The following is an 18,557-nucleotide window of genomic DNA, read 5'->3' as shown; positions in this document are numbered from 1 at the left end:
CGCCGACACACCGAGCTGGCTCGCACGGCTCACCCCCCGACCCCTGCCCAGCGTGACCCGCCGAGGCGGGCACACGCCAGACATCCGGGGCCCTTTGGCTCACTTGGGGGTGGCGCGCCGGGTGGGCTGCGTACGGCTAGTACGTCAGCCCGTACCCGATCGGATACAGCACCTGCGCCGGGTCGTCCGCCCGTTGCACCACCACGGGGAGTCCGCCCCGCGGGTCCACCCGGCCGGCGATCACCCGGGCGGCGGCGCGTACTTCGACATCGGTCCAGGAGTACGAGGCCAGGCAGGCGCCGACCCCGGGGAGCAGGGCGACGTCGTACGGGTTGCGGATGGCGACGGCGATCACCGGGACACCCGTGGCGAGCAGACGCTCGACCAGGGTCTTCTGGGACCCGGCCGCCGTCAGGTTGTACGTCCCGACGACCACCGCGTCCGCGTCGGCCGCCGCCGTGACGGCCTGGGCGATCGTCGCCGCCGACGGTGCCGTACCCGTGGACAGGGCCGTCGCCGTGAAGCCCAGCTCGGTCAGCGCGGCGGCGAGGACGGTGGTGGGCGGTCCGTCGGACAGCGACGGGGAGGCGGGATCGGCGCCCACCACCAGCACTCTCGGGGTGCGCCGCCGGGACAGCGGGAGCAGCCCCGCCTTGTTGACCAGCAACGTGGTGGTGCGCTCGGCGATCCGGTCGGCCGCCCTCAGATGCGACGGGATGCCGACCACCCGGTCCACGTCCGCGTCACGGACGTACGGGTCGCTCAGAACCCCGTGCCTCGCCTTGAGCCGCAGGATGCGCAGGATCGATTCGTCGAGGCGGGCCTCGGTGAGTTCGCCGCCGCGTACGGCGTTGAGCACCGCGTTCCACGCGACGCTCAGGTCGGGCGGGTTGAGGAGCTGGTCGACACCGGCCTTGAGAGCGAGGACGGGGACGCGGTCGTCGCCGTACTTCGTCCGGACGCCCTCCATGCCCAGCGAGTCCGTCACCACGACGCCGTCGTAGCCCAGTTCGCCGCGCAGGATGCCGGTGACGATCGGGTGGGAGAGGGTGGCGGGGTCGCCGGCCGGGTCGAGCGCCGGGACCATGATGTGCGCGGTCATGAGCGAGTCGATGCCCGCGCGGATCGCCGCCCGGAAGGGCACCGCGTCGAGGGCCGCCCACAGCTCACGGCTGTGGGTGATGACGGGGAAGCCGAAGTGGCTGTCCACGGCGGTGTCGCCGTGGCCGGGGAAGTGCTTGGCCGTGGCCGCGACACCCGAGCTCTGGTACCCCTTCACCTCGGCCGCCACCAGGCCCGCCACCGCGTCCGGGTCGGCGCCGAAGGAGCGGACGCCGATCACCGGGTTGGCCGGGTTGACGTTCACGTCGGCGTCGGGGGAGTAGTCCTGGTTGATGCCGATCGCGCGCAGTTCGGCACCGCTGACGCGGCCCACCGTCCGGGCGTCGGCCCGCGAGCCGCCCGCGCCCAGCGCCATGGCGCCCGGGAACAGCGTCGCGGGCTTGCCCACCCGTGCCACTATCCCGTGTTCCTGGTCGGTGGAGATCAGCAGCGGCAGCCCGCGCGGCTGCTCCAGCGAGGCCTGCTGGATCCCGTTCGACAGGCCGGCGATCTGGTGCGGATCGCGGGTGTTGTGCGCCCAGGCGAAGTAGATGATGCCGCCGACGCGGTACTTGGCGATCAGCTCGGCGGCCGTCCGGACGCCGATCTCCGTGAGGTTGGCGTCGATGTCGGCCTGGTCGGGCGCGGTGGCCGAATGGCCGTACACCCGCATGACGAAGAGCTGGCCGACCTTCTCCTCCAGGGTCATACGGGAGATCAGGGCGCGCAGTTCCCTGTCGGCGCCCGGGCGGGCGCCGGCCGCGTGGGCGCGGGGTCCGGCGGCCAGCGCGGCGGTGATGCCCGCCGTGGCGGCGAGAACCGTACGCCGGGAGGGTCTTGACGGTCTGTCCGGCTCGGTCGGCCCGGACGGTCTTGCGGTGCTTCCCGTGCTGGAGTCGCGCACAAGCGCTCCTTCCCTCGTGAAGGAAACTTCCGAGGAGTCACGAATATCCGGGAAGTTTCTTCCAGTCAAGGGTGTGCACAGTATCCGGGAAGGGGCCGCCACCGGCGCAGTTGGAGGGGGGCGCGCCGGTGACGGCGTGCTGCCGGCCGCAGGCGGCGGAGAGGGTTGGTCAGCGATCGCAGCCAGCAGCGAAGCCGACACCGCACTGCGGAGACTCGTCCGTCAGCATGCGGATGTGACGAAGCGGGAGGGGTCCGGGTTCCCGGGATCCGGGCGAATGCCGGAAGTCGGGACGGGTGGGACGGATGAGACCACCTGGACCCGCTCCGCCGCGCCCCCCGGGGTGCGCGCGGGCCCGCTCAGTCGCGCGCCGATACCGCCGGCCAGTGCGCCTGGAGGGTGTGGACCGTCTCGGCGATGGCCGGGCGGCGCGCCGCCCCGGAGCGCCACAGCGCGTACAGCCGGCGGACGGGCAGCGGGTCGAGCGGTACCTCGACCACTCCTTCGGGAAGGGCGCCGCGGCCGAGGCGCGGGATGAGGGCGATGCCGAGACCGGCGGCGACGAGGGCGATGAGGGTCGGGTTCTCCTCGGCCTGGTGGACGATGTCCGGCTCGTGGCCCGCCTCGCGCAGGGTGCGGACCAGCCAGTCGTGGCAGACCCGGCCCGGCGGCTGGCAGATCCACCGCTGGCCGCCCAGGTCCTCCCGTCGTACGGCGGCCCGCCCGGCGAAGGGGTGCCCGGCGGGGACGAGCAGATCGCACAGGTCGTCCCCGATCACCGCCTGCTCCACTCCCTGCGGGGCGGGCAGCGGGGCGATGTCCCAGTCGTGCGCGACGGCCAGGTCGACCGCGCCCTTGGCGACCAGGTCGACCGACAGATGCGGGTCGATCTCCGTCAGCCGGGTGTCCAGGGCCGGGTGCCGGGCGGCCAGATCGGCCAGGACGGCGGGCAGCAGACCGCGGGCCGCCGAGGCGAACGCGGCCACCGTCAGCCGCCCCGCCGGCAGCCCCCGGCGCTCCTCCAACTCGGTCTCCGCCCGCTCCACGATCGCCATCAACTCCTGTGCGGTTGCCGCGAGTTGTTCGGCCTGCTCGGTGAGCCGGACACCGCGCCCGCGCCGTTCCAGCAGGACGGTCCTGGTCTCCCGCTCCAGTTTCGCGATCTGCTGGGACACGGCGGACGGGGTGTAGCCGAGGGCGGCCGCGGCGGCGCCGACCGTGCCGTGCACCGAGACGGCGTGCAGGGCGCGCAGGCGCTGGAGATCGAGCATCGGGCCTCCCGGGTCGCGGCATCGCTCACCCCCAGCTTACGTAAGCACTGCTTCATCCATCCCTACAGATATTCGCGCTGGTGCTACATGGTGCGGTCGTCCGATGCTCGACGTATGCGACCCACCCACATCAGCCTCGCCGTGCTCGTCGCCGCCGTCTGGGGCGTGAACTTCACCGTCATCGAGGTCGGACTCGACCACTTCCCGCCCCTCCTCTTCTCGGCCCTGCGCTTCCTGGTGGCGGCTCTGCCCGCCGTGTTCTTCGTGGGCCGCCCCAAGGTGGCCTGGAAGTGGATCGTGGCGGTGGGACTCGCCCTCGGCGTCGCGAAGTTCGGGCTCCTGTTCATCGGCATGGACGCGGGGATGCCCGCCGGACTGTCGTCCCTCGTGCTCCAGATCCAGGCCGTCTTCACCGCGCTCATCGCCTTCGCCTTCCTCGGCGAACGCCCCACCCGCGTCCGGCTCGCGGGCATGGCGGTGGCCCTGTGCGGAGTGGGCCTGGCCGCCGCCGACGAGGGCACGGCCGGCCCACTCGGCGCCTTCGCCCTGGTCATCGCGGCGGCGGCCTGCTGGGGCCTGTCCAACGTCCTCACCCGCAAGGCGTCCCCGCCCGACCCGCTCAACTTCATGGTGTGGGTGAGCACCGTCCCCGTCCTCCCGCTGCTCGGCCTGTCCCTGCTCACCGAGGGCCCGTCCCGCGACCTCGACGCCCTGCGCGCCCTGGACTGGCAGGGCGCCGCCGTGGTCGGTTACGTCGCCTGGGTCACGACCGTCTTCGGCTTCGGCGCCTGGGGCTGGCTGCTGCACCGGCACCCCGCGTCCACCGTCGCGCCCTTCTCGCTGCTCGTCCCGGTCTTCGGGATGTCGTCGGCGGCGCTGTTCCTGCACGAGCCGGTCAGCCCGCTGCGGTGGGCGGCGGCGGCCCTGCTGGTCGGCGGGGTGGCGCTCACCTCACGGACGCCACGCAAGGTCCAGTCGGCGGACGTTCCGGCGCCGGAGCGGGCCGGGGCGCCAGCATGACCCCATGGCCGTTGTCGACGCCCCGTACGTGGGGATCGCCCTCGCGATGATGCGCGCGTACGGGGCGGACGTACGGGTGGAGGGCGATGCCTTCGAGGTGGCGCCCGGCGGCTACCGGGCCACCGCCTACCCCGTCGAGCCCGACGCCTCCACCGCGAGCTAATTCTTCGCGGCGGCCGCCCTGACCGGCCGCGAGGTCACCGTCCACGGCCTCGGCGCGCGGGCGCTCCAGGGCGACCTGGGCTTCGTGGACGTCCTGCGCCGGATGGGCGCGCGCGTGGAGACCGGGTCCGACCGCACGACCGCGCGCGGCACCGGCGAACTGCGCGGCCTCACCGTCAACATGCGGGACATCTCCGACACCATGCCGACGCTCGCCGCCCTGGCGCCCTTCGCCTCCGGTCCGGTCCGGATCGAGGACGTCGCCAACACCCGGGCCAAGGAGTGCGACCGTCTCGAGGCCTGCGCGGAGAACCTCCGGCGGCTCGGCGTCCGGGTGGAGACCGGCCCCGACTGGACCGAGATCCACCCGGGCGTCCCCTCCCCGGCCGAGATCAGGACGTACGGCGGCCACCGCGTCGTGATGGCCTTCGCGGTGACCTCGCTGCGCACCCCGGGCATCGGCTTCGACGACCCGGGACGCGTACGCAAGACGTTCCCGGCCTTCCACGAGGTGTTCGGGGCCTGGGCGGCCGCCGGAGCGGCCGGGGCGGACGGCTGAGACGGACCGGTGAGCGCCGCGGGCGTCTTGTCGCGGAGATCCCGGGCGGCTAACTTCCCGACGGACAGCGCCAACCGCGCCTGCGACCCGACTGGGAAAGCGGTCCACACATGCCCTCCGTCGTCACACTCGCCGTCGTCGGTGCCGGGGACCGCGGGACCGGCCACGCGCGCTGGGCCCTGGACCGTCCGGACCGGGCCAAGGTGGTGGCCGTGGCCGAGCCGCGGGAGACCCGGCGGCGCCGGTTCGCCGCCGCCCACGCCCTGGGGCCGGACGCCGCGGTGGACGACTGGCGGGTGCTGGCCGCCCGCGGCCGGATCGCGGACGCGGTGCTGATCTGCACCATGGACCGCGAACACCTGGAACCGGTACTGGAGTTCGCGGCCCTCGGCTACCACATCCTGCTGGAGAAGCCGATGGCCCTGACCGAGGACGAGTGCCGGCGGATCGTCGACGCGGTGGAGAGGGCCGGGGTGACCCTCGCGGTCGGGCACGTCCTGCGCTACACCCGGTACACCCGCGCCGTGAAGGAGGTCGTGGACTCCGGCCGGATCGGGGACGTCGTGAATGTCCAGCACCTGGAACCCGTCGGCTTCTGGCACCAGGCCCACTCCTTCGTCCGCGGCAACTGGGGCCGTACGGACCGGGCGACGTCCATGCTGATGGCCAAGTCCTGCCATGACATCGACTGGTTGCAGTACATCCTGGGGCAACCCCCCGTCCGCGTCTCCAGTTTCGGACGCCTCTCGCACTTCCGGCCCGAGAACAGGCCCGAGGGCGCCGCCGACCGCTGCCTGGACTGCGCGGTGGAGAACACCTGCCCCTACTCCGCCCGGCGCGAGTACGGCGACCGGCTCGCCCGCGGCGAACACCACTGGCCGCTGAGCGTGCTGGTCGACGACTTCACCCCCGAGGCGCTGGAGACCGCCCTGCGCGAGGGCCCGTACGGGCGCTGCGTGTACGCCTGCGACAACGACGTCGTCGACCACCAGGTGGTGTCCATGGAGTTCGCCTCCGGCGCGACCGCCACCTTCACCATGACCGCCTTCACCGAACAGGCCGACCGCCGGACCCGGATCTTCGGGACCCGTGGCGAACTGCGCGGCGACGGCGAGAAGTTGAGCGTCTACGACTTCCTGACCCGGACCGAGGAGGCCGTCGACCTCGCCGCCGCGGGCGCCATGGACGCCGCGGGCGGCCACGGCGGAGGCGACGCCGGTCTGATGGACGCGTTCGTCGCCGCCGTCGCCACCGGGAACCCCGGCCTGGTGAAGTCCGGCCCGCGGGAGTCCCTGACCAGCCATCTCACCGTCCTGGCCGCCGAACGCGCCCGGCACGCCGGCACCGTCGAGGCCGTATGACCGCTCGGCACGCGCAGCCCCGACCGGCATGCTCGCCCCCTACGCCCAGGTGTCCCCGGCCTCCGGACGGGCGGTCGGCGCCACGGCGCACCGGGAGCCGCGTTGCCGGCGCACGGACGACCGGCTCGACGCTGCGCGGAGGAGGCGAGCCGGGTGAACCCGACCTCGACGGCGCCTCCGAGGAGTGGGGCGTCTCCCGCGTGGATCTCAAGACCGATGCCCGCAACTCCTGTTCGCGCGCCGCGATCGAGCGCACCGGCGCCCGCCTGGAGGGCGTCCTGCGCGACTGGTCCCGCTTCTGGGCGCCGGGCGGGGACGGTCTGCCGCGCGACTTTGCGATCCATTCGGTGACGGCGGCTGAGTGGCCCGAGTGCCGGGACCGGCCGGCCGCGAGGGTACGCGGAGCGATCCGCGCGGCCACGGAGACCGTCCGCCGGGGCGGCACCCCGTCACGGCGCTCATCCGGCCAGGCCGGCTGCCGTGCGCGCGGTCCCGCTCACCCGTTCCACCATGGAAGACCGGCTGGACCGAAAGGCCGGCGATCGGAAACGATCAGCCCATGACCTCGTACGACTCCGATGACAGCGCCGAAGCCCCGCGCGCGTTCCTGATCCTGCACGGCTGGCAGAACCACCGCCCGGAGGGCCACTGGCAGCACTGGCTCGCCGGCCGGCTCGGCGAGCTGGGGCAGCACGTCGTCTATCCGCAGCTGCCGGACCCCGACGACCCGGACCTGGAGGTGTGGCTGGCGGAAGTGGCCCGCCATCTGGGCGCGTTGGCCGGTGCCGAGCGTGTGGTCGTCGCCCACAGCGCCTCGGCCGTGCTGTGGCTGCACGCCGCCGCCCGCCGGCTGCCGGGTGCGGCCGGTGTCGACCGGGTGCTGCTCGTCGCCCCGCCGTCCGCCTCCGTCCTCGCGGGACTGCCGGAGATCGCCGGGTTCGCCCTGGCCGAGCTGGACTTCACGCTTCCCGGGCACACCCTGCTGGTCGCCGGCGACGACGACCCGTACTGCCCCGAGGGCGCCGGCACGGTGTACGGCGACCCCCTGGGCGTACCGACCCGGATCCTGCCCGGAGCCGGGCACCTCGGCATGGACGCGGGCTACGGCCCGTGGCCCGCGGTGCTCGACTGGTGCCTCGACGGGACGACGAAGCTCACCGCCCGCGCGGGGTAGAGTGCCGGCCCGTCCGCTGGTCCCGGGGCTCGAAGAGGGAGTCGGCGCGCGGAGGGTACGCGGGGCGTTCGGGCAGGGCGGTCGTGGCGCGGCGCCGACGCGGGGGGGTCCGGCTCCAGTCCCCGTCGCCGAGGACGAGCTGGGGGTCGAACATCACCACCACTCCGGCCAGGATCAGGAAGACGACCGGTCCGATGAGCATGGGGAGCAGGATCGTGGCGGGCGACGCGTTGCCGTACATCCCGGTGTACGACGCGTCCGTCGCGCCGCGCAGATGTACTCCGAGGGCGGCCATGCCGGTGTAGTGCATACCGGTCTGCGCGATGCCCATGAGGAGACTGGCACCGAGGGCGGCCGGGAAGCCCCGGTAGGAGGCGGCGGTCCACAGGGCGGCGGTCGCGGCGGCGACCGCGATCAGCACGGAGGCCCCGACCGTGAGCGAGTCGTACTCGAGGGACCCGTTCAGCTGGAGCGCCGCCATGCCCAGGTAGTGCATGGCGACCACGCCGAGCCCGGTGATGATCCCGGCGGCGGTCAGGGTGGCGGTGGTGGCTCCGCGGTATCCCACGGCGAAGACGCCGATGCCGACCACCACGATCGCCACGACGAGACTGAGCGCCGTCAGACGGGCGTCGTAGTCGATCTGGATCCCCTGGATCCGGAAGCCGGCCATCGCGACGAAGTGCATGGTCCAGATACCGCAGCCGATGGTCGCCGCCCCGAGGGCCAGCCAACCCGGCTTCCACGACTGCCGGTTGTTCAGGGAACGGACGACGCAGCGCAGCCCCAGAGCGCTGCCCAGACAGGCGACGAGGTAGGAGACCGCCGGAGTCACCCACCCGTATCCGAAGCCGTCCACGGTGCCTTGCATATATGCCAACTCCCCATGAATGCGGGCCACTTGGGGGAGCACGGTCTCGCACTCAGGTTGCGCGAGCGGTCACTTACGGTAGGCGTTTGAGTTAACTCTGTGATGCGACTTCGCTCAAGGGGCGGACGAGCTGTTCACATCTCGGGATCGGCGCACGTCTCCCGTTGCCCTGTCGGACGCCTGCCCGAGCCCGTTGGCCGGCGTCCGGTCCACGTCACTCGCGGCCGGCGCGCAGGTCCAGCCGCCAGTCCTGGCCCACCAGATCGGCGCCGAACGACCGGTGCGGTTTCTCGGCGACCAGGGCGAAGCCGTGGCGCTGGTAGATACGGCGGGCGGCGGCCAGGACGTCGTTGGTCCACAGGACGAGCTCGTGATAGCCGACACCGCGCGCGAAGTCGGTGACGGCCCCGACGAGGCGGTCACCGACGCCGAGACCCCGCGTCTCCGGCTCGACGAGCAGCAGCCTCAGGCGGGCCGTGCCGGGAGCGTCGTCCCGTACGCACATCACGCATCCGACGGGCCGGCCGTCGAGCTCGGCGATCCACACCCGCTCCAGGTGGGGGTCGTGATCCTCGGCGAAGTCGGCGACGATCCTCGCGACCAGGCCCTCGTAGTCGGTGTTCCAGCCGTACTCGGCCGCGTACAGCGCCGCGTTGCGCTGCACGATCCAGCCGAGGTCGCCGGGGCCCGGTTCGCGCAGGACGACATCCTCGCGGCGGGGCGCGGCCCGCCCGTCGCCCAGGAGCGTCCGCACCGTGCGCATCGCCTCCGCGAGCCGCGGGCGGTCGTCGGGGGCCACGGTCGCCAGCAGTGAACCCACGGTCTGGCGCGCCCGCTCGTCGAGCAGGGCGGCGGCCTCCCGGCCGCGCGCGGTGAGCGTGATCCGCCGGCGTCGCGGGTCCCTCTCGGACGCGGCGCGCTCGACCAGTCCGTCCTGCTCGAACTTGTTCAGAATCCGGCTCAAGTAACCGGAGTCCAGCGAGAGTTCGGCCCGGAGATCCGCGGCGTCCGCCTGGGGTGTGTGCGCCAGCTCGTAGAGGACGCGGGACTCGGTGAGCGTGTACGGCGCGTAGAGACGGCGCCCGTAGTCGAGCGCGCCGATGACGTTCGTGCAGAAGCGGTTGAAGGAGCGGATGTCCTGGACGGTCATGATCGGCCCCGGAGTTCGGCTCTGGACGGCGACGATGGCCTGTTCGGCCCGAACGGCTGACTCAGTCAGAGAAACAACTCCCCCGAGCATAGAACCCCCACCCGAAGCCGCCTATCCCCCCGGGCCGCCACCCTCGGAGCCGCCGCCCCTCCGCGAGGGACGCCCTCCGCGCCCCGCCCTCCGGTTCCGGCCCACCGCGCCGCGCGTTCCCGTGCGCCCAGCGGCGGCATCCGGTCCATTACGTCGGTCCGGAAGCCCGGAAGCCCGGAAGCCCGGAAGAGCCGCGTGCCAGGTGCCCTCAGCTCTGCGGCGCCCCGGGAAAAGAGAGGCCAGCCCCCGGGAAAGGGGAGGTCAGCCCCGGGGAACCCCGGTGGACCCCCGGACCATCAACTCCCCCCGCACCGTCGCGATCCCGCCCGGCGGCGGCTCCTCGCGGCCCATGGCGATCCGCCCGGCGCGCGCGCCCGCCTCGGAGAGCGGCAGCCGTACGGTCGTGAGCGCGGGCACGGCGTCGATGCTGAACGGCAGATCGTCGAAGCCCGCGACGGACACCTCGTCGGGGATGCGCAGCCCGGAGTCGCGCAGGGCCGCGCACGCGCCCAGCGCCACGGTGTCGTTCGCGGCGACGACGGCCGTCAACGACGGGTCACGGCGCAGCAGTTCGAGCGTCGCCTCGTAACCGGACCGGCGGTCGTAACGGCCGTGCACGGTGCGCCGCGGGTCGTCCTCGACGCCGTGGGCGTCGAGCGCCGCGCGGTGGCCCTCCAGCCGGTGGCGGGTCGTCGTGCGCTCCTCGGGGCCCGCGATGTAGCCGAGCCGCCGGTGGCCGAGGCCGATCAGATGCTCGGTGAGCTGCTTGCCGCCGCCCCGGTTGTCGAAGGTCAGCGCGATCGCCTCGGGCGCGTCCGGCGCGGGCGGCCGTCCGCACAGCACGACCCGGGTGCCCGCCTCCGTCAGCCGGCGCAGCTTCGTGGCGACGGCGGCGGCGTGGACGGTGTCCTCTATGGCACCGCCGGTGAGCACGACCGCGGCGGCGCGCTGGCGCTGAAGGAGCGTGAGATAGGTGAGCTCGCGCTCCGGGGAGCCGCCGGTGTTGCAGACGACCCCGAGCCGCTCCCCGCCCGCGCGCCCCCCGGGACCGCCGATCTCCGACTGGATCGCCGCCGCCATGATCCCGAAGAAGGGGTCGGCGATGTCGTTGACCAGGATCCCGACGAGGTCGGAGGTCGCCGCGGCCAGCGAGCTCGCGGGCCCGTTCAGCACGTAGTCCAGCTCGTCCACCGCGCGCAGCACCCGCTCACGGGTGGAGGAGGCCACGGGATAGTTCCCGTTCAGCACGCGCGACACCGTCGCGGGAGAGACCTGCGCGCGGGCCGCCACGTCCGCCAGGGTCACCGTCATCTCGTCGTCCTCCGGTCGCGCGTCTCGTCGTACCACTTCGTACGTCTCGTACGTCGTCGTGCCTGGTCATACCTCGTCGTACGGCGTCGAACACGGAGTCGAAGGCCGAGTGCGCCGCTTCCTGTGGGCAGGGTCCGTGCAGACCATACGGCCAACGGCCCCCGTTGTTCGCCCCCTCGAACAACTCGTCTCAGCGGTGGTCTTGTCCAGACCGCTGCACAGAGGCTAGCTTCTCAGCAGATAGAAAGCGCTTGCTAGCACGCTCACCTGTGAGCGCGCTCGGCGTCTGACGCGTACGAAGGGAATGACGTGACACGCAAGACGGTGCGGATCGCCATGAACGGCGTGACGGGACGCATGGGCTACCGCCAGCACCTGGTCCGCTCGATCCTCGCCCTGCGCGACCAGGGCGGACTCGACCTCGGCGACGGCACCGTGCTGTGGCCCGAGCCCGTCCTCGTCGGCCGCCGCGAGAGCGCCCTGAAGGCGCTCGCCGAGCGGCACGGCCTCGACCACTGGTCGACGGACCTGGACGCGGTGCTCGCCGATCCGTCCGTCGACCTCTACTTCGACGCCCAGGTGACGTCCGCCCGCGAGGAGGCCCTCCGGAAGGCCGTCGCCGCGGGCAAGCACATCTACACCGAGAAGCCGACCGCCACGGGCCTCGACGGAGCGCTCGAACTGGCCCGCCTCGCGCACGCCGCCGGCATCAAGCACGGCGTCGTCCAGGACAAGCTCTTCCTCCCCGGCCTGCTCAAGCTGAAGCGGCTCGTCGACGGCGGCTTCTTCGGACGGATCCTGTCCGTCCGCGGGGAGTTCGGCTACTGGGTCTTCGAGGGCGACTGGCAGCAGGCCCAGCGGCCCTCCTGGAACTACCGCGCCGAGGACGGCGGCGGCATCGTCGTCGACATGTTCCCGCACTGGGAGTACGTCCTGCACGAGCTGTTCGGCCGCGTCACCTCCGTGCAGGCGCTCACCGCCACCCACATCCCGCAGCGCTGGGACGAGCGCGACAAGCCCTTCGACGCCACGGCCGACGACGCCGCCTACGGCATCTTCGAACTGGAGGGCGGCGCGGTCGCCCAGATCAACTCCTCCTGGGCCGTGCGCGTCAACCGCGACGAACTCGTCGAGTTCCAGGTCGACGGCACGGAGGGATCGGCCGTCGCCGGGCTGCGCAACTGCCGTGTCCAGCACCGCGGTTCCACTCCCAAGCCGGTCTGGAACCCGGACATCCCGGCCACCTACTCCTTCCGCGACCAGTGGCAGGAGGTCCCCGACAACGCCGAGTTCGACAACGGCTTCAAGGCCCAGTGGGAGCTGTTCCTGCGGCACGTCTACGCCGACGCCCCCTACCGCTGGGACCTCCTCGCCGGCGCCCGCGGCGTCCAACTCGCCGAACTGGGACTGAAATCCTCGGCCGAGGGCCGCCGCCTCGACGTGCCGGAGATCTCTCTGTGACCATCCGACTCCCGGGCGCCGACGGCCGGTTGCGCATCTACGAGCCGCGCACCGAGCCTCTCGCCATCGCCCCCACGGGCGAACCCCTCGCCTCCCGTACGGTCTTCTCCGCCGCGCACGTCGTCGCCGCCCCCTACGCGGACGTCTCGCCCGACTCGCCCGCCGCCGTCGACTGGGACGCCACGCTCGCCTTCCGGCGCCACCTGTGGTCGCACGGCCTCGGGGTCGCCGAGGCGATGGACACCGCCCAGCGGGGGATGGGTCTGGACTGGGCCGGGGCGGCCGAGCTCGTGAGAAGGTCCTCCGCCGAGGCCAGTGCGGTCGGCGGCAGGATCGCCTGCGGTGCCGGCACGGACCAGCTCACGGGCCCGGCCACGCTCCACGAGGTGCGGGCCGCCTACGAGGAACAGCTCGCCCTCGTCGAGGAGTCGGGCGCGCAGGCGATCCTGATGGCCTCCCGCGCGCTCGCCGCGACCGCCGCCGGACCCGAGGACTACCTCGACGTCTACGGCCACCTCCTGCGCCAGGCCGCCGACCCGGTGATCCTGCACTGGCTGGGCCCGATGTTCGACCCGGCCCTGGAGGGCTACTGGGGATCGGACGACCTGGACGCGGCCACGGAGGTGTTCCTGGAGGTGATCGCCGCCCACCCCGACAAGGTGGACGGCGTCAAGGTCTCCCTGCTGGACGCCCGCCGGGAGGTCGAGCTGCGCCGCCGCCTCCCGGACGGCGTCCGCTGCTACACCGGCGACGACTTCAACTACCCCGAGCTGATCGCGGGCGACGAGCGCGGCTTCAGCCACGCGCTGCTCGGCGTCTTCGACCCGCTCGGCCCCCTCGCCGCGCGGGCGGTACGCGTCCTGGACACCGGAGACGTCAAGGGCTTCCGCGAACTCCTCGACCCCACCGTCGAGTTGTCCCGGCACCTCTTCCGGCCCCCGACCCGCTTCTACAAGACGGGCGTCGTCCTGCTGGCCTGGCTCGCCGGCCACCAGGAGCACTTCGTGATGGTGGGCGGCCTCCAGTCGGCGCGCTCCCTGCCGCACCTCGCGCGCGCCTACGAACTGGCCGACGGACTGGGCCTGTTCCCGAATCCCGAACGAGCCGAGACCCGGATGAAGACCCTGCTCGCCCTGTACGGAGTGACCTCATGAGCAGCCTCGCCCGCTTCTCCGTCAACCAGATGACGGTCAAGCAGCTGACGATGCCCGAACTGGTGCAAGCCTGCCTGGAGACGGGCATCCCGGGCGTCGGCCTCTGGCGCGAGCCCGTGCGGTCGTACGGCCTCGACGCCACCGCGAAACTCGTCCACGACGCCGGTCTGGCCGTCACCACCCTGTGCCGGGGCGGCTTCCTCACCGCGATCGACCCGGGAGAGCGGCAGCGCGCCCTGGACGACAACCGCGCCGCCGTCGACGAGGCCGCGACGCTCGGCACCGACACCCTCGTCCTGGTCTCCGGCGGCCTGCCGCCCGGCTCGAAGGACCTGCACGGCGCCCGTGAGCGCATCGCCGACGCGCTCGGCGAGCTGGGCCCGTACGCCGCCTCCCACGGCGTACGGCTGGCCGTCGAACCGCTCCATCCGATGTACGCGGCCGACCGCTGTGTGGTCTCCACGCTCGCCCAGGCACTGGACCTCGCGGAACGCTTCCCCGCGGACCAGGTGGGCGTCACCGTCGACACGTACCACCTCTGGTGGGACGACACGGCCCCCGCCCAGATCGCCCGCGCGGGGGCCGGGGGCCGCATCCACACCTTCCAGCTCGCCGACTGGACCACCCCGCTTCCCGAGGGCGTCCTCAACGGCCGCGGCCAGCTCGGCGACGGCTCGATCGACCTCCGCGCGTGGCGGGGGCTCGTCGAGGCGGCGGGTTACACCGGGCCCATCGAGGTCGAACTCTTCAACGACGCGCTGTGGGCCCGGGACGGACGCGAGGTGCTGGCCGAGACGGCGGCACGGTTCGTGGAGCACGCCGGGTAGCACCCCGAAGTGCCGCCCGACCAGCGATGATTCCGTACGGCCGCGGCGGGCCGAAAAAATCTTCGGAAGTTCGTGCAACCCTTCCCCGGCCTCGCGGGTCGTACGTGGCATCAGGACCTTTGGAGGGGGATCCGGGGGGATCGCGGGGGTTCTGATACGGAGGGGAAAACCGAGGGGCCCGGTCGATGGACCGGGCCCCTCGAAGACTTTCGAGGCCCCACGACCGGGTGAGATGTCCCCGGCCCCGGGGCGCTGTCGGAGGCGGGCGGTACCGTCGGATCATGTCGAATCAGGCGGGGGCCGCCCAGACGGATGAGCGGCGGCTGGCCACGCTGGAAGGCGTGCTCGAACGCATCACGTACGCCAACGAGGAGAACGGGTACACGGTCGCCCGGGTCGACACCGGCCGCGGCGCCGGCGATCTGCTCACCGTCGTCGGCTCCCTGCTCGGTGCCCAGGTCGGCGAGTCCCTGCGCATGGAGGGCCGCTGGGGCTCCCACGCGCAGTACGGCAAGCAGTTCACGGTGGAGAACTACACGACGGTCCTCCCGGCCACCGTCCAGGGCATCCGCCGCTATCTCGGATCCGGCCTGGTCAAGGGCATCGGCCCGGTCTTCGCCGACCGCATCACCCAGCACTTCGGCCTGGACACCCTGCGGATCATCGAGGAGGAGCCCAAGCGGCTCATCGAGGTCCCGGGGCTCGGCCCCAAGCGCACGGGGAGGATCGCCGACGCCTGGGAGGAGCAGAAGGCGATCAAGGAGGTCATGCTCTTCCTCCAGACCGTCGAGGTGTCCACCTCCATCGCGGTCCGCATCTACAAGAAGTACGGCGACGCGTCGATCTCGGTCGTGAAGAACCAGCCCTACCGCCTGGCGTCCGACGTCTGGGGCATCGGCTTCCTCACCGCCGACAAGATCGCCCAGTCCGTCGGCATCCCGCACGACAGCCCGGAGCGCGTCAAGGCCGGCCTTCAGTACGCCCTGTCGCAGTCCACCGACCAGGGCCACTGCTACCTCCCCGAGGAGCGGCTGATCGCGGACGCGGTGAAGCTGCTCCAGGTCGACACGGGCCTGGTCATCGAGTGCCTGGCCGAGCTGGCGGCCCCCGCGGACGAGGGCGAGGACCCCGGCGTCGTACGGGAGAGGGTTCCTGGTCCGGAAGGCGGCGACCCGGTGACGGCCGTCTACCTGGTCCCCTTCCACCGCGCCGAACTCTCGCTCTCCGCACAGCTGTTGCGCCTGCTGCGCACCGACCGGGACCGGATGCCCGGCTTCCACGACGTGGTCTGGGACAAGGCGCTCGCCTGGCTGAAGGGGCGTACGGGCGCGGAGCTGGCCCCCGAGCAGGAGGCGGCGGTCCGGCTCGCGCTCACCGAGAAGGTCGCCGTGCTCACCGGAGGCCCGGGCTGCGGTAAGTCGTTCACGGTCCGCTCGATCGTGGAACTGGCCCGCGCCAAGGGAGCCAAGGTGGTTCTCGCCGCGCCCACCGGCCGCGCCGCCAAGCGCCTCGCCGAGCTGACCGGAGCCGAGGCCTCCACCGTGCACCGGCTCCTGGAGCTCAAGCCGGGCGGCGACGCGGCCTACGACAAGGACCGCCCGCTGGACGCCGACCTGGTCGTCGTGGACGAGGCCTCCATGCTCGACCTGCTGCTCGCCAACAAGCTGGTCAAGGCGGTGCCCCCGGGCGCCCACCTGCTCTTCGTCGGCGACGTCGACCAGCTGCCCAGCGTCGGCGCGGGCGAGGTGCTGCGCGATCTGCTGGCCGACCGCGGCCCGGTCCCGGCGGTGCGCCTCACCAAGGTCTTCCGCCAGGCCCAGCAGTCCGGGGTGGTGACCAACGCGCACCGGATCAACTCCGGGCAGCACCCGCTCACCGACGGCATGAAGGACTTCTTCCTCTTCGTCGAGGACGACACCGAGGAGGCCGGGCGGCTCACCGTGGACGTGGCGGCCCGGCGGATTCCGGCCAAGTTCGGCCTTGACCCCCGCCGGGACATCCAGGTCCTCGCTCCCATGCACCGGGGCCCGGCCGGCGCGGGTCACCTGAACGGACTGCTCCAGCAGGCCATCACCCCCGGCCGCCCGGACCTCGCCGAGAAGCGGCTCGGCGGCCGGGTCTTCCGGGTCGGCGACAAGGTCACCCAGATCCGCAACAACTACGACAAGGGCGAGAACGGCGTCTTCAACGGCACCGTGGGCGTCGTGACCTCCCTCGATCCGGTCGAACAGCGCCTGACGGTGCGCACGGACGAGGACGAGGAGGTGCCGTACGAGTTCGACGAACTCGACGAGCTGGCCCACGCCTACGCGGTGACCATCCACCGCTCCCAGGGCAGCGAGTACCCGGCGGTCGTGATCCCCGTGACGACCGGCGCCTGGATGATGCTCCAGCGCAATCTGCTCTACACGGCGGTCACCCGGGCCAAGAAGCTGGTCGTCCTCGTCGGTTCGCGCAAGGCGATAGGCCAGGCGGTGCGTACGGTGTCCGCGGGACGCCGGTGCACGGCCCTGGACTTCCGGCTGTCCGGCTCGTGAAGCACCGCCTCCTCGCGAGGCGAACCGGCCCGTTCGAGCGTTGAACCGGGCCTTTCGGGCGCGAGACGTGGTCCATCACAAAAAATGATCGATCAAACGAGTCATGAAGGTCACAGAGCACTTCCAGATGCGGGATGAACGGGGCAGGATGAGCAGGTTGGCGGCACTGAGTGCCGCCAATAGGCCCAATGGTCGACCCCGAGTGCACTCTCCAGGGCCAAATGGGGGATGGTAGAGACAGTCAGGGCACCTCGAAGAAGAGGCACAACGTCGGTGAGGGATGACGTGAGCGACAACTCTGTAGTACTGCGGTACGGCGATGGCGAGTACACCTACCCGGTGATCGACAGCACCGTCGGCGACAAGGGCTTCGACATCGGCAAGCTCCGCGCCCAGACCGGTCTGGTGACGCTGGACAGTGGGTATGGCAATACCGCCGCCTACAAATCCGCGGTCACCTATCTCGACGGTGAGCAGGGCATCCTCCGCTACCGCGGTTACCCGATCGAGCAGCTGGCCGAGCGGTCCACCTTCCTGGAGGTGGCCTACCTGCTGATCAACGGCGAGCTCCCGAACGTCGACGAGCTCTCCACCTTCAAGAACGAAATCACGCAGCACACCCTGCTGCACGAGGACGTCAAGAACTTCTACAGGGGCTTCCCCCGCGACGCCCACCCGATGGCGATGCTGTCGTCGGTCGTCTCGGCGCTGTCGACCTTCTACCAGGACAGCCACAACCCGTTCGACGAGAAGCAGCGCAACCTCTCCACGATCCGGCTGCTCGCCAAGCTTCCGACGATCGCGGCGTACGCGTACAAGAAGTCGATCGGCCACCCCTTCGTCTACCCGCGCAACGACCTCGGGTACGTCGAGAACTTCCTGCGCATGACCTTCTCGGTCCCCGCGCAGGAGTACGAGCTCGACCCGGTGGTCGTCTCCGCGCTGGACAAGCTGCTGATCCTGCACGCGGACCACGAGCAGAACTGTTCGACCTCCACCGTGCGTCTGGTCGGCTCCTCGCAGGCGAACATGTTCGCCTCGATCTCCGCCGGCATCTCCGCGCTGTGGGGCCCGCTGCACGGCGGCGCCAACCAGTCCGTCCTGGAGATGCTCGAGGGCATCAAGGCCAACGGCGGCGACGTCGACTCCTTCATCCGCAAGGTGAAGAACAAGGAGGACGGCGTCCGCCTGATGGGCTTCGGCCACCGGGTGTACAAGTCCTTCGACCCGCGCGCGAAGATCATCAAGGCCGCCGCGCACGACGTCCTCTCCGCTCTCGGCAAGTCCGACGAGCTGCTGGACATCGCCCTCAAGCTGGAGGAGCACGCGCTCTCCGACGAGTACTTCGTCTCGCGCAACCTCTACCCGAACGTGGACTTCTACACGGGTCTCATCTACCGCGCCATGGGCTTCCCGACCGAGATGTTCACGGTCCTGTTCGCCCTCGGCCGGCTGCCGGGCTGGATCGCCCAGTGGCACGAGATGATCAAGGAGCCCGGCTCCCGCATCGGCCGCCCGCGGCAGATCTACACGGGCGTCGTCGAGCGCGACTTCGTGCCGGTCGAGGCCCGCTAGAGGCTCGTACACGACCACCGGGCTCCGTA

The 18,557-nt window shown here is 71.8% G+C and carries 13 protein-coding genes and 1 pseudogene; 9 read left to right on the top strand and 5 right to left on the bottom strand.

Annotated features, from left to right (window positions below; all coding sequences use genetic code 11):
* Nucleotides 1-136: 136 nt before the first annotated feature.
* A complete protein-coding gene (locus tag ACZ6KY_RS10380) occupies nucleotides 137-2,005 on the bottom strand; it encodes a glycoside hydrolase family 3 protein (RefSeq protein WP_469309910.1) in 1,869 nt (622 codons plus the stop codon).
* 359 nt (nucleotides 2,006-2,364) lie between these two features.
* Complete coding sequence (locus tag ACZ6KY_RS10375) at nucleotides 2,365-3,276, bottom strand: LysR family transcriptional regulator (protein WP_469309909.1); 912 nt, start codon at nucleotides 3,274-3,276, stop codon at nucleotides 2,365-2,367.
* Nucleotides 3,277-3,390: 114 nt separating this feature from the next.
* Between ACZ6KY_RS10375 and ACZ6KY_RS10370 the strand changes: the two genes are divergently transcribed.
* The 4 genes and pseudogenes from ACZ6KY_RS10370 to ACZ6KY_RS10355 all read left to right on the top strand — a co-directional run bounded on the left by ACZ6KY_RS10370 (nucleotide 3,391) and on the right by ACZ6KY_RS10355 (nucleotide 7,552).
* Nucleotides 3,391-4,296, top strand: a complete 906-nt coding sequence (locus ACZ6KY_RS10370; RefSeq protein ID WP_469309908.1) for an EamA family transporter — start codon at nucleotides 3,391-3,393, stop codon at nucleotides 4,294-4,296.
* A 10-nt stretch (nucleotides 4,297-4,306) separates the two neighbouring features.
* Nucleotides 4,307-5,017, top strand: a pseudogene (locus ACZ6KY_RS10365) (3-phosphoshikimate 1-carboxyvinyltransferase); the annotation flags it as partial.
* A 110-nt stretch (nucleotides 5,018-5,127) separates the two neighbouring features.
* A complete protein-coding gene (locus tag ACZ6KY_RS10360) occupies nucleotides 5,128-6,378 on the top strand; it encodes a Gfo/Idh/MocA family protein (protein WP_469309907.1) in 1,251 nt (416 codons plus the stop codon).
* Nucleotides 6,379-6,937: 559 nt separating this feature from the next.
* Nucleotides 6,938-7,552: an RBBP9/YdeN family alpha/beta hydrolase gene (locus tag ACZ6KY_RS10355; protein ID WP_469309906.1), complete on the top strand. Its 615-nt coding sequence runs from the start codon at nucleotides 6,938-6,940 to the stop codon at nucleotides 7,550-7,552.
* Here the strand turns inward: ACZ6KY_RS10355 and ACZ6KY_RS10350 are convergent.
* From ACZ6KY_RS10350 to ACZ6KY_RS10340, 3 genes are all read right to left on the bottom strand, one after another.
* The gene (locus ACZ6KY_RS10350) at nucleotides 7,533-8,423 is read right to left on the bottom strand and encodes an MHYT domain-containing protein (RefSeq protein ID WP_469309905.1); all 891 of its coding nucleotides are present in this window, start codon (nucleotides 8,421-8,423) and stop codon (nucleotides 7,533-7,535) included. The genes ACZ6KY_RS10355 and ACZ6KY_RS10350 overlap by 20 nt on opposite strands.
* A gap of 214 nt (nucleotides 8,424-8,637) precedes the next feature.
* Complete coding sequence (locus ACZ6KY_RS10345) at nucleotides 8,638-9,573, bottom strand: bifunctional helix-turn-helix transcriptional regulator/GNAT family N-acetyltransferase (RefSeq protein ID WP_469309904.1); 936 nt, start codon at nucleotides 9,571-9,573, stop codon at nucleotides 8,638-8,640.
* A 351-nt stretch (nucleotides 9,574-9,924) separates the two neighbouring features.
* Nucleotides 9,925-10,974: a LacI family DNA-binding transcriptional regulator gene (locus ACZ6KY_RS10340; protein WP_469309903.1), complete on the bottom strand. Its 1,050-nt coding sequence runs from the start codon at nucleotides 10,972-10,974 to the stop codon at nucleotides 9,925-9,927.
* 309 nt (nucleotides 10,975-11,283) lie between these two features.
* Between ACZ6KY_RS10340 and ACZ6KY_RS10335 the strand changes: the two genes are divergently transcribed.
* The 5 genes from ACZ6KY_RS10335 (at nucleotide 11,284) to ACZ6KY_RS10315 (ending at nucleotide 18,528) form a co-directional block, all read left to right on the top strand.
* Nucleotides 11,284-12,435: a Gfo/Idh/MocA family protein gene (locus ACZ6KY_RS10335; protein ID WP_469309902.1), complete on the top strand. Its 1,152-nt coding sequence runs from the start codon at nucleotides 11,284-11,286 to the stop codon at nucleotides 12,433-12,435.
* Entirely contained in the window at nucleotides 12,432-13,589 is a 1,158-nt protein-coding gene (locus ACZ6KY_RS10330) for a dihydrodipicolinate synthase family protein (RefSeq protein ID WP_469309901.1), read from the top strand. The genes ACZ6KY_RS10335 and ACZ6KY_RS10330 overlap by 4 nt, the downstream gene beginning before the upstream one ends.
* On the top strand, nucleotides 13,586-14,416 hold the full coding sequence (locus tag ACZ6KY_RS10325; RefSeq protein ID WP_469309900.1) for a sugar phosphate isomerase/epimerase family protein: 831 nt from the start codon (nucleotides 13,586-13,588) through the stop codon (nucleotides 14,414-14,416). Before ACZ6KY_RS10330 ends, ACZ6KY_RS10325 begins: the two co-directional genes overlap by 4 nt.
* A 281-nt stretch (nucleotides 14,417-14,697) precedes the next feature.
* A complete protein-coding gene (gene recD2, locus ACZ6KY_RS10320; RefSeq protein ID WP_469309899.1) occupies nucleotides 14,698-16,953 on the top strand; it encodes an SF1B family DNA helicase RecD2 in 2,256 nt (751 codons plus the stop codon).
* Nucleotides 16,954-17,238: 285 nt separating this feature from the next.
* Nucleotides 17,239-18,528, top strand: coding sequence for a citrate synthase (locus tag ACZ6KY_RS10315; protein WP_469309898.1), 1,290 nt, complete (start codon nucleotides 17,239-17,241; stop codon nucleotides 18,526-18,528).
* The last annotated feature ends 29 nt before the right edge of the window (nucleotides 18,529-18,557 follow it).

The sequence above is a fragment of the Streptomyces sp. NPDC042002 genome (genome assembly GCF_055588305.1).
The sequence above is the reverse complement of the archived record's forward strand: the minus strand, read 5'-3'. Positions and strand labels throughout refer to the sequence as shown.

Coding starts and splice junctions, on each gene's coding strand:
- ACZ6KY_RS10375 (WP_469309909.1), bottom strand. CDS start 3,276: ATGCTCGATCTCCAGCGCCTGCGCGCCCTGCACGCCGTCTCGGTGCAC.
- ACZ6KY_RS10370 (WP_469309908.1), top strand. CDS start 3,391: ATGCGACCCACCCACATCAGCCTCGCCGTGCTCGTCGCCGCCGTCTGG.
- ACZ6KY_RS10360 (WP_469309907.1), top strand. CDS start 5,128: ATGCCCTCCGTCGTCACACTCGCCGTCGTCGGTGCCGGGGACCGCGGG.
- ACZ6KY_RS10355 (WP_469309906.1), top strand. CDS start 6,938: ATGACCTCGTACGACTCCGATGACAGCGCCGAAGCCCCGCGCGCGTTC.
- ACZ6KY_RS10350 (WP_469309905.1), bottom strand. CDS start 8,423: ATGCAAGGCACCGTGGACGGCTTCGGATACGGGTGGGTGACTCCGGCG.
- ACZ6KY_RS10345 (WP_469309904.1), bottom strand. CDS start 9,573: ATGACCGTCCAGGACATCCGCTCCTTCAACCGCTTCTGCACGAACGTC.
- ACZ6KY_RS10340 (WP_469309903.1), bottom strand. CDS start 10,974: ATGACGGTGACCCTGGCGGACGTGGCGGCCCGCGCGCAGGTCTCTCCC.
- ACZ6KY_RS10325 (WP_469309900.1), top strand. CDS start 13,586: ATGAGCAGCCTCGCCCGCTTCTCCGTCAACCAGATGACGGTCAAGCAG.
- recD2 (WP_469309899.1), top strand. CDS start 14,698: ATGTCGAATCAGGCGGGGGCCGCCCAGACGGATGAGCGGCGGCTGGCC.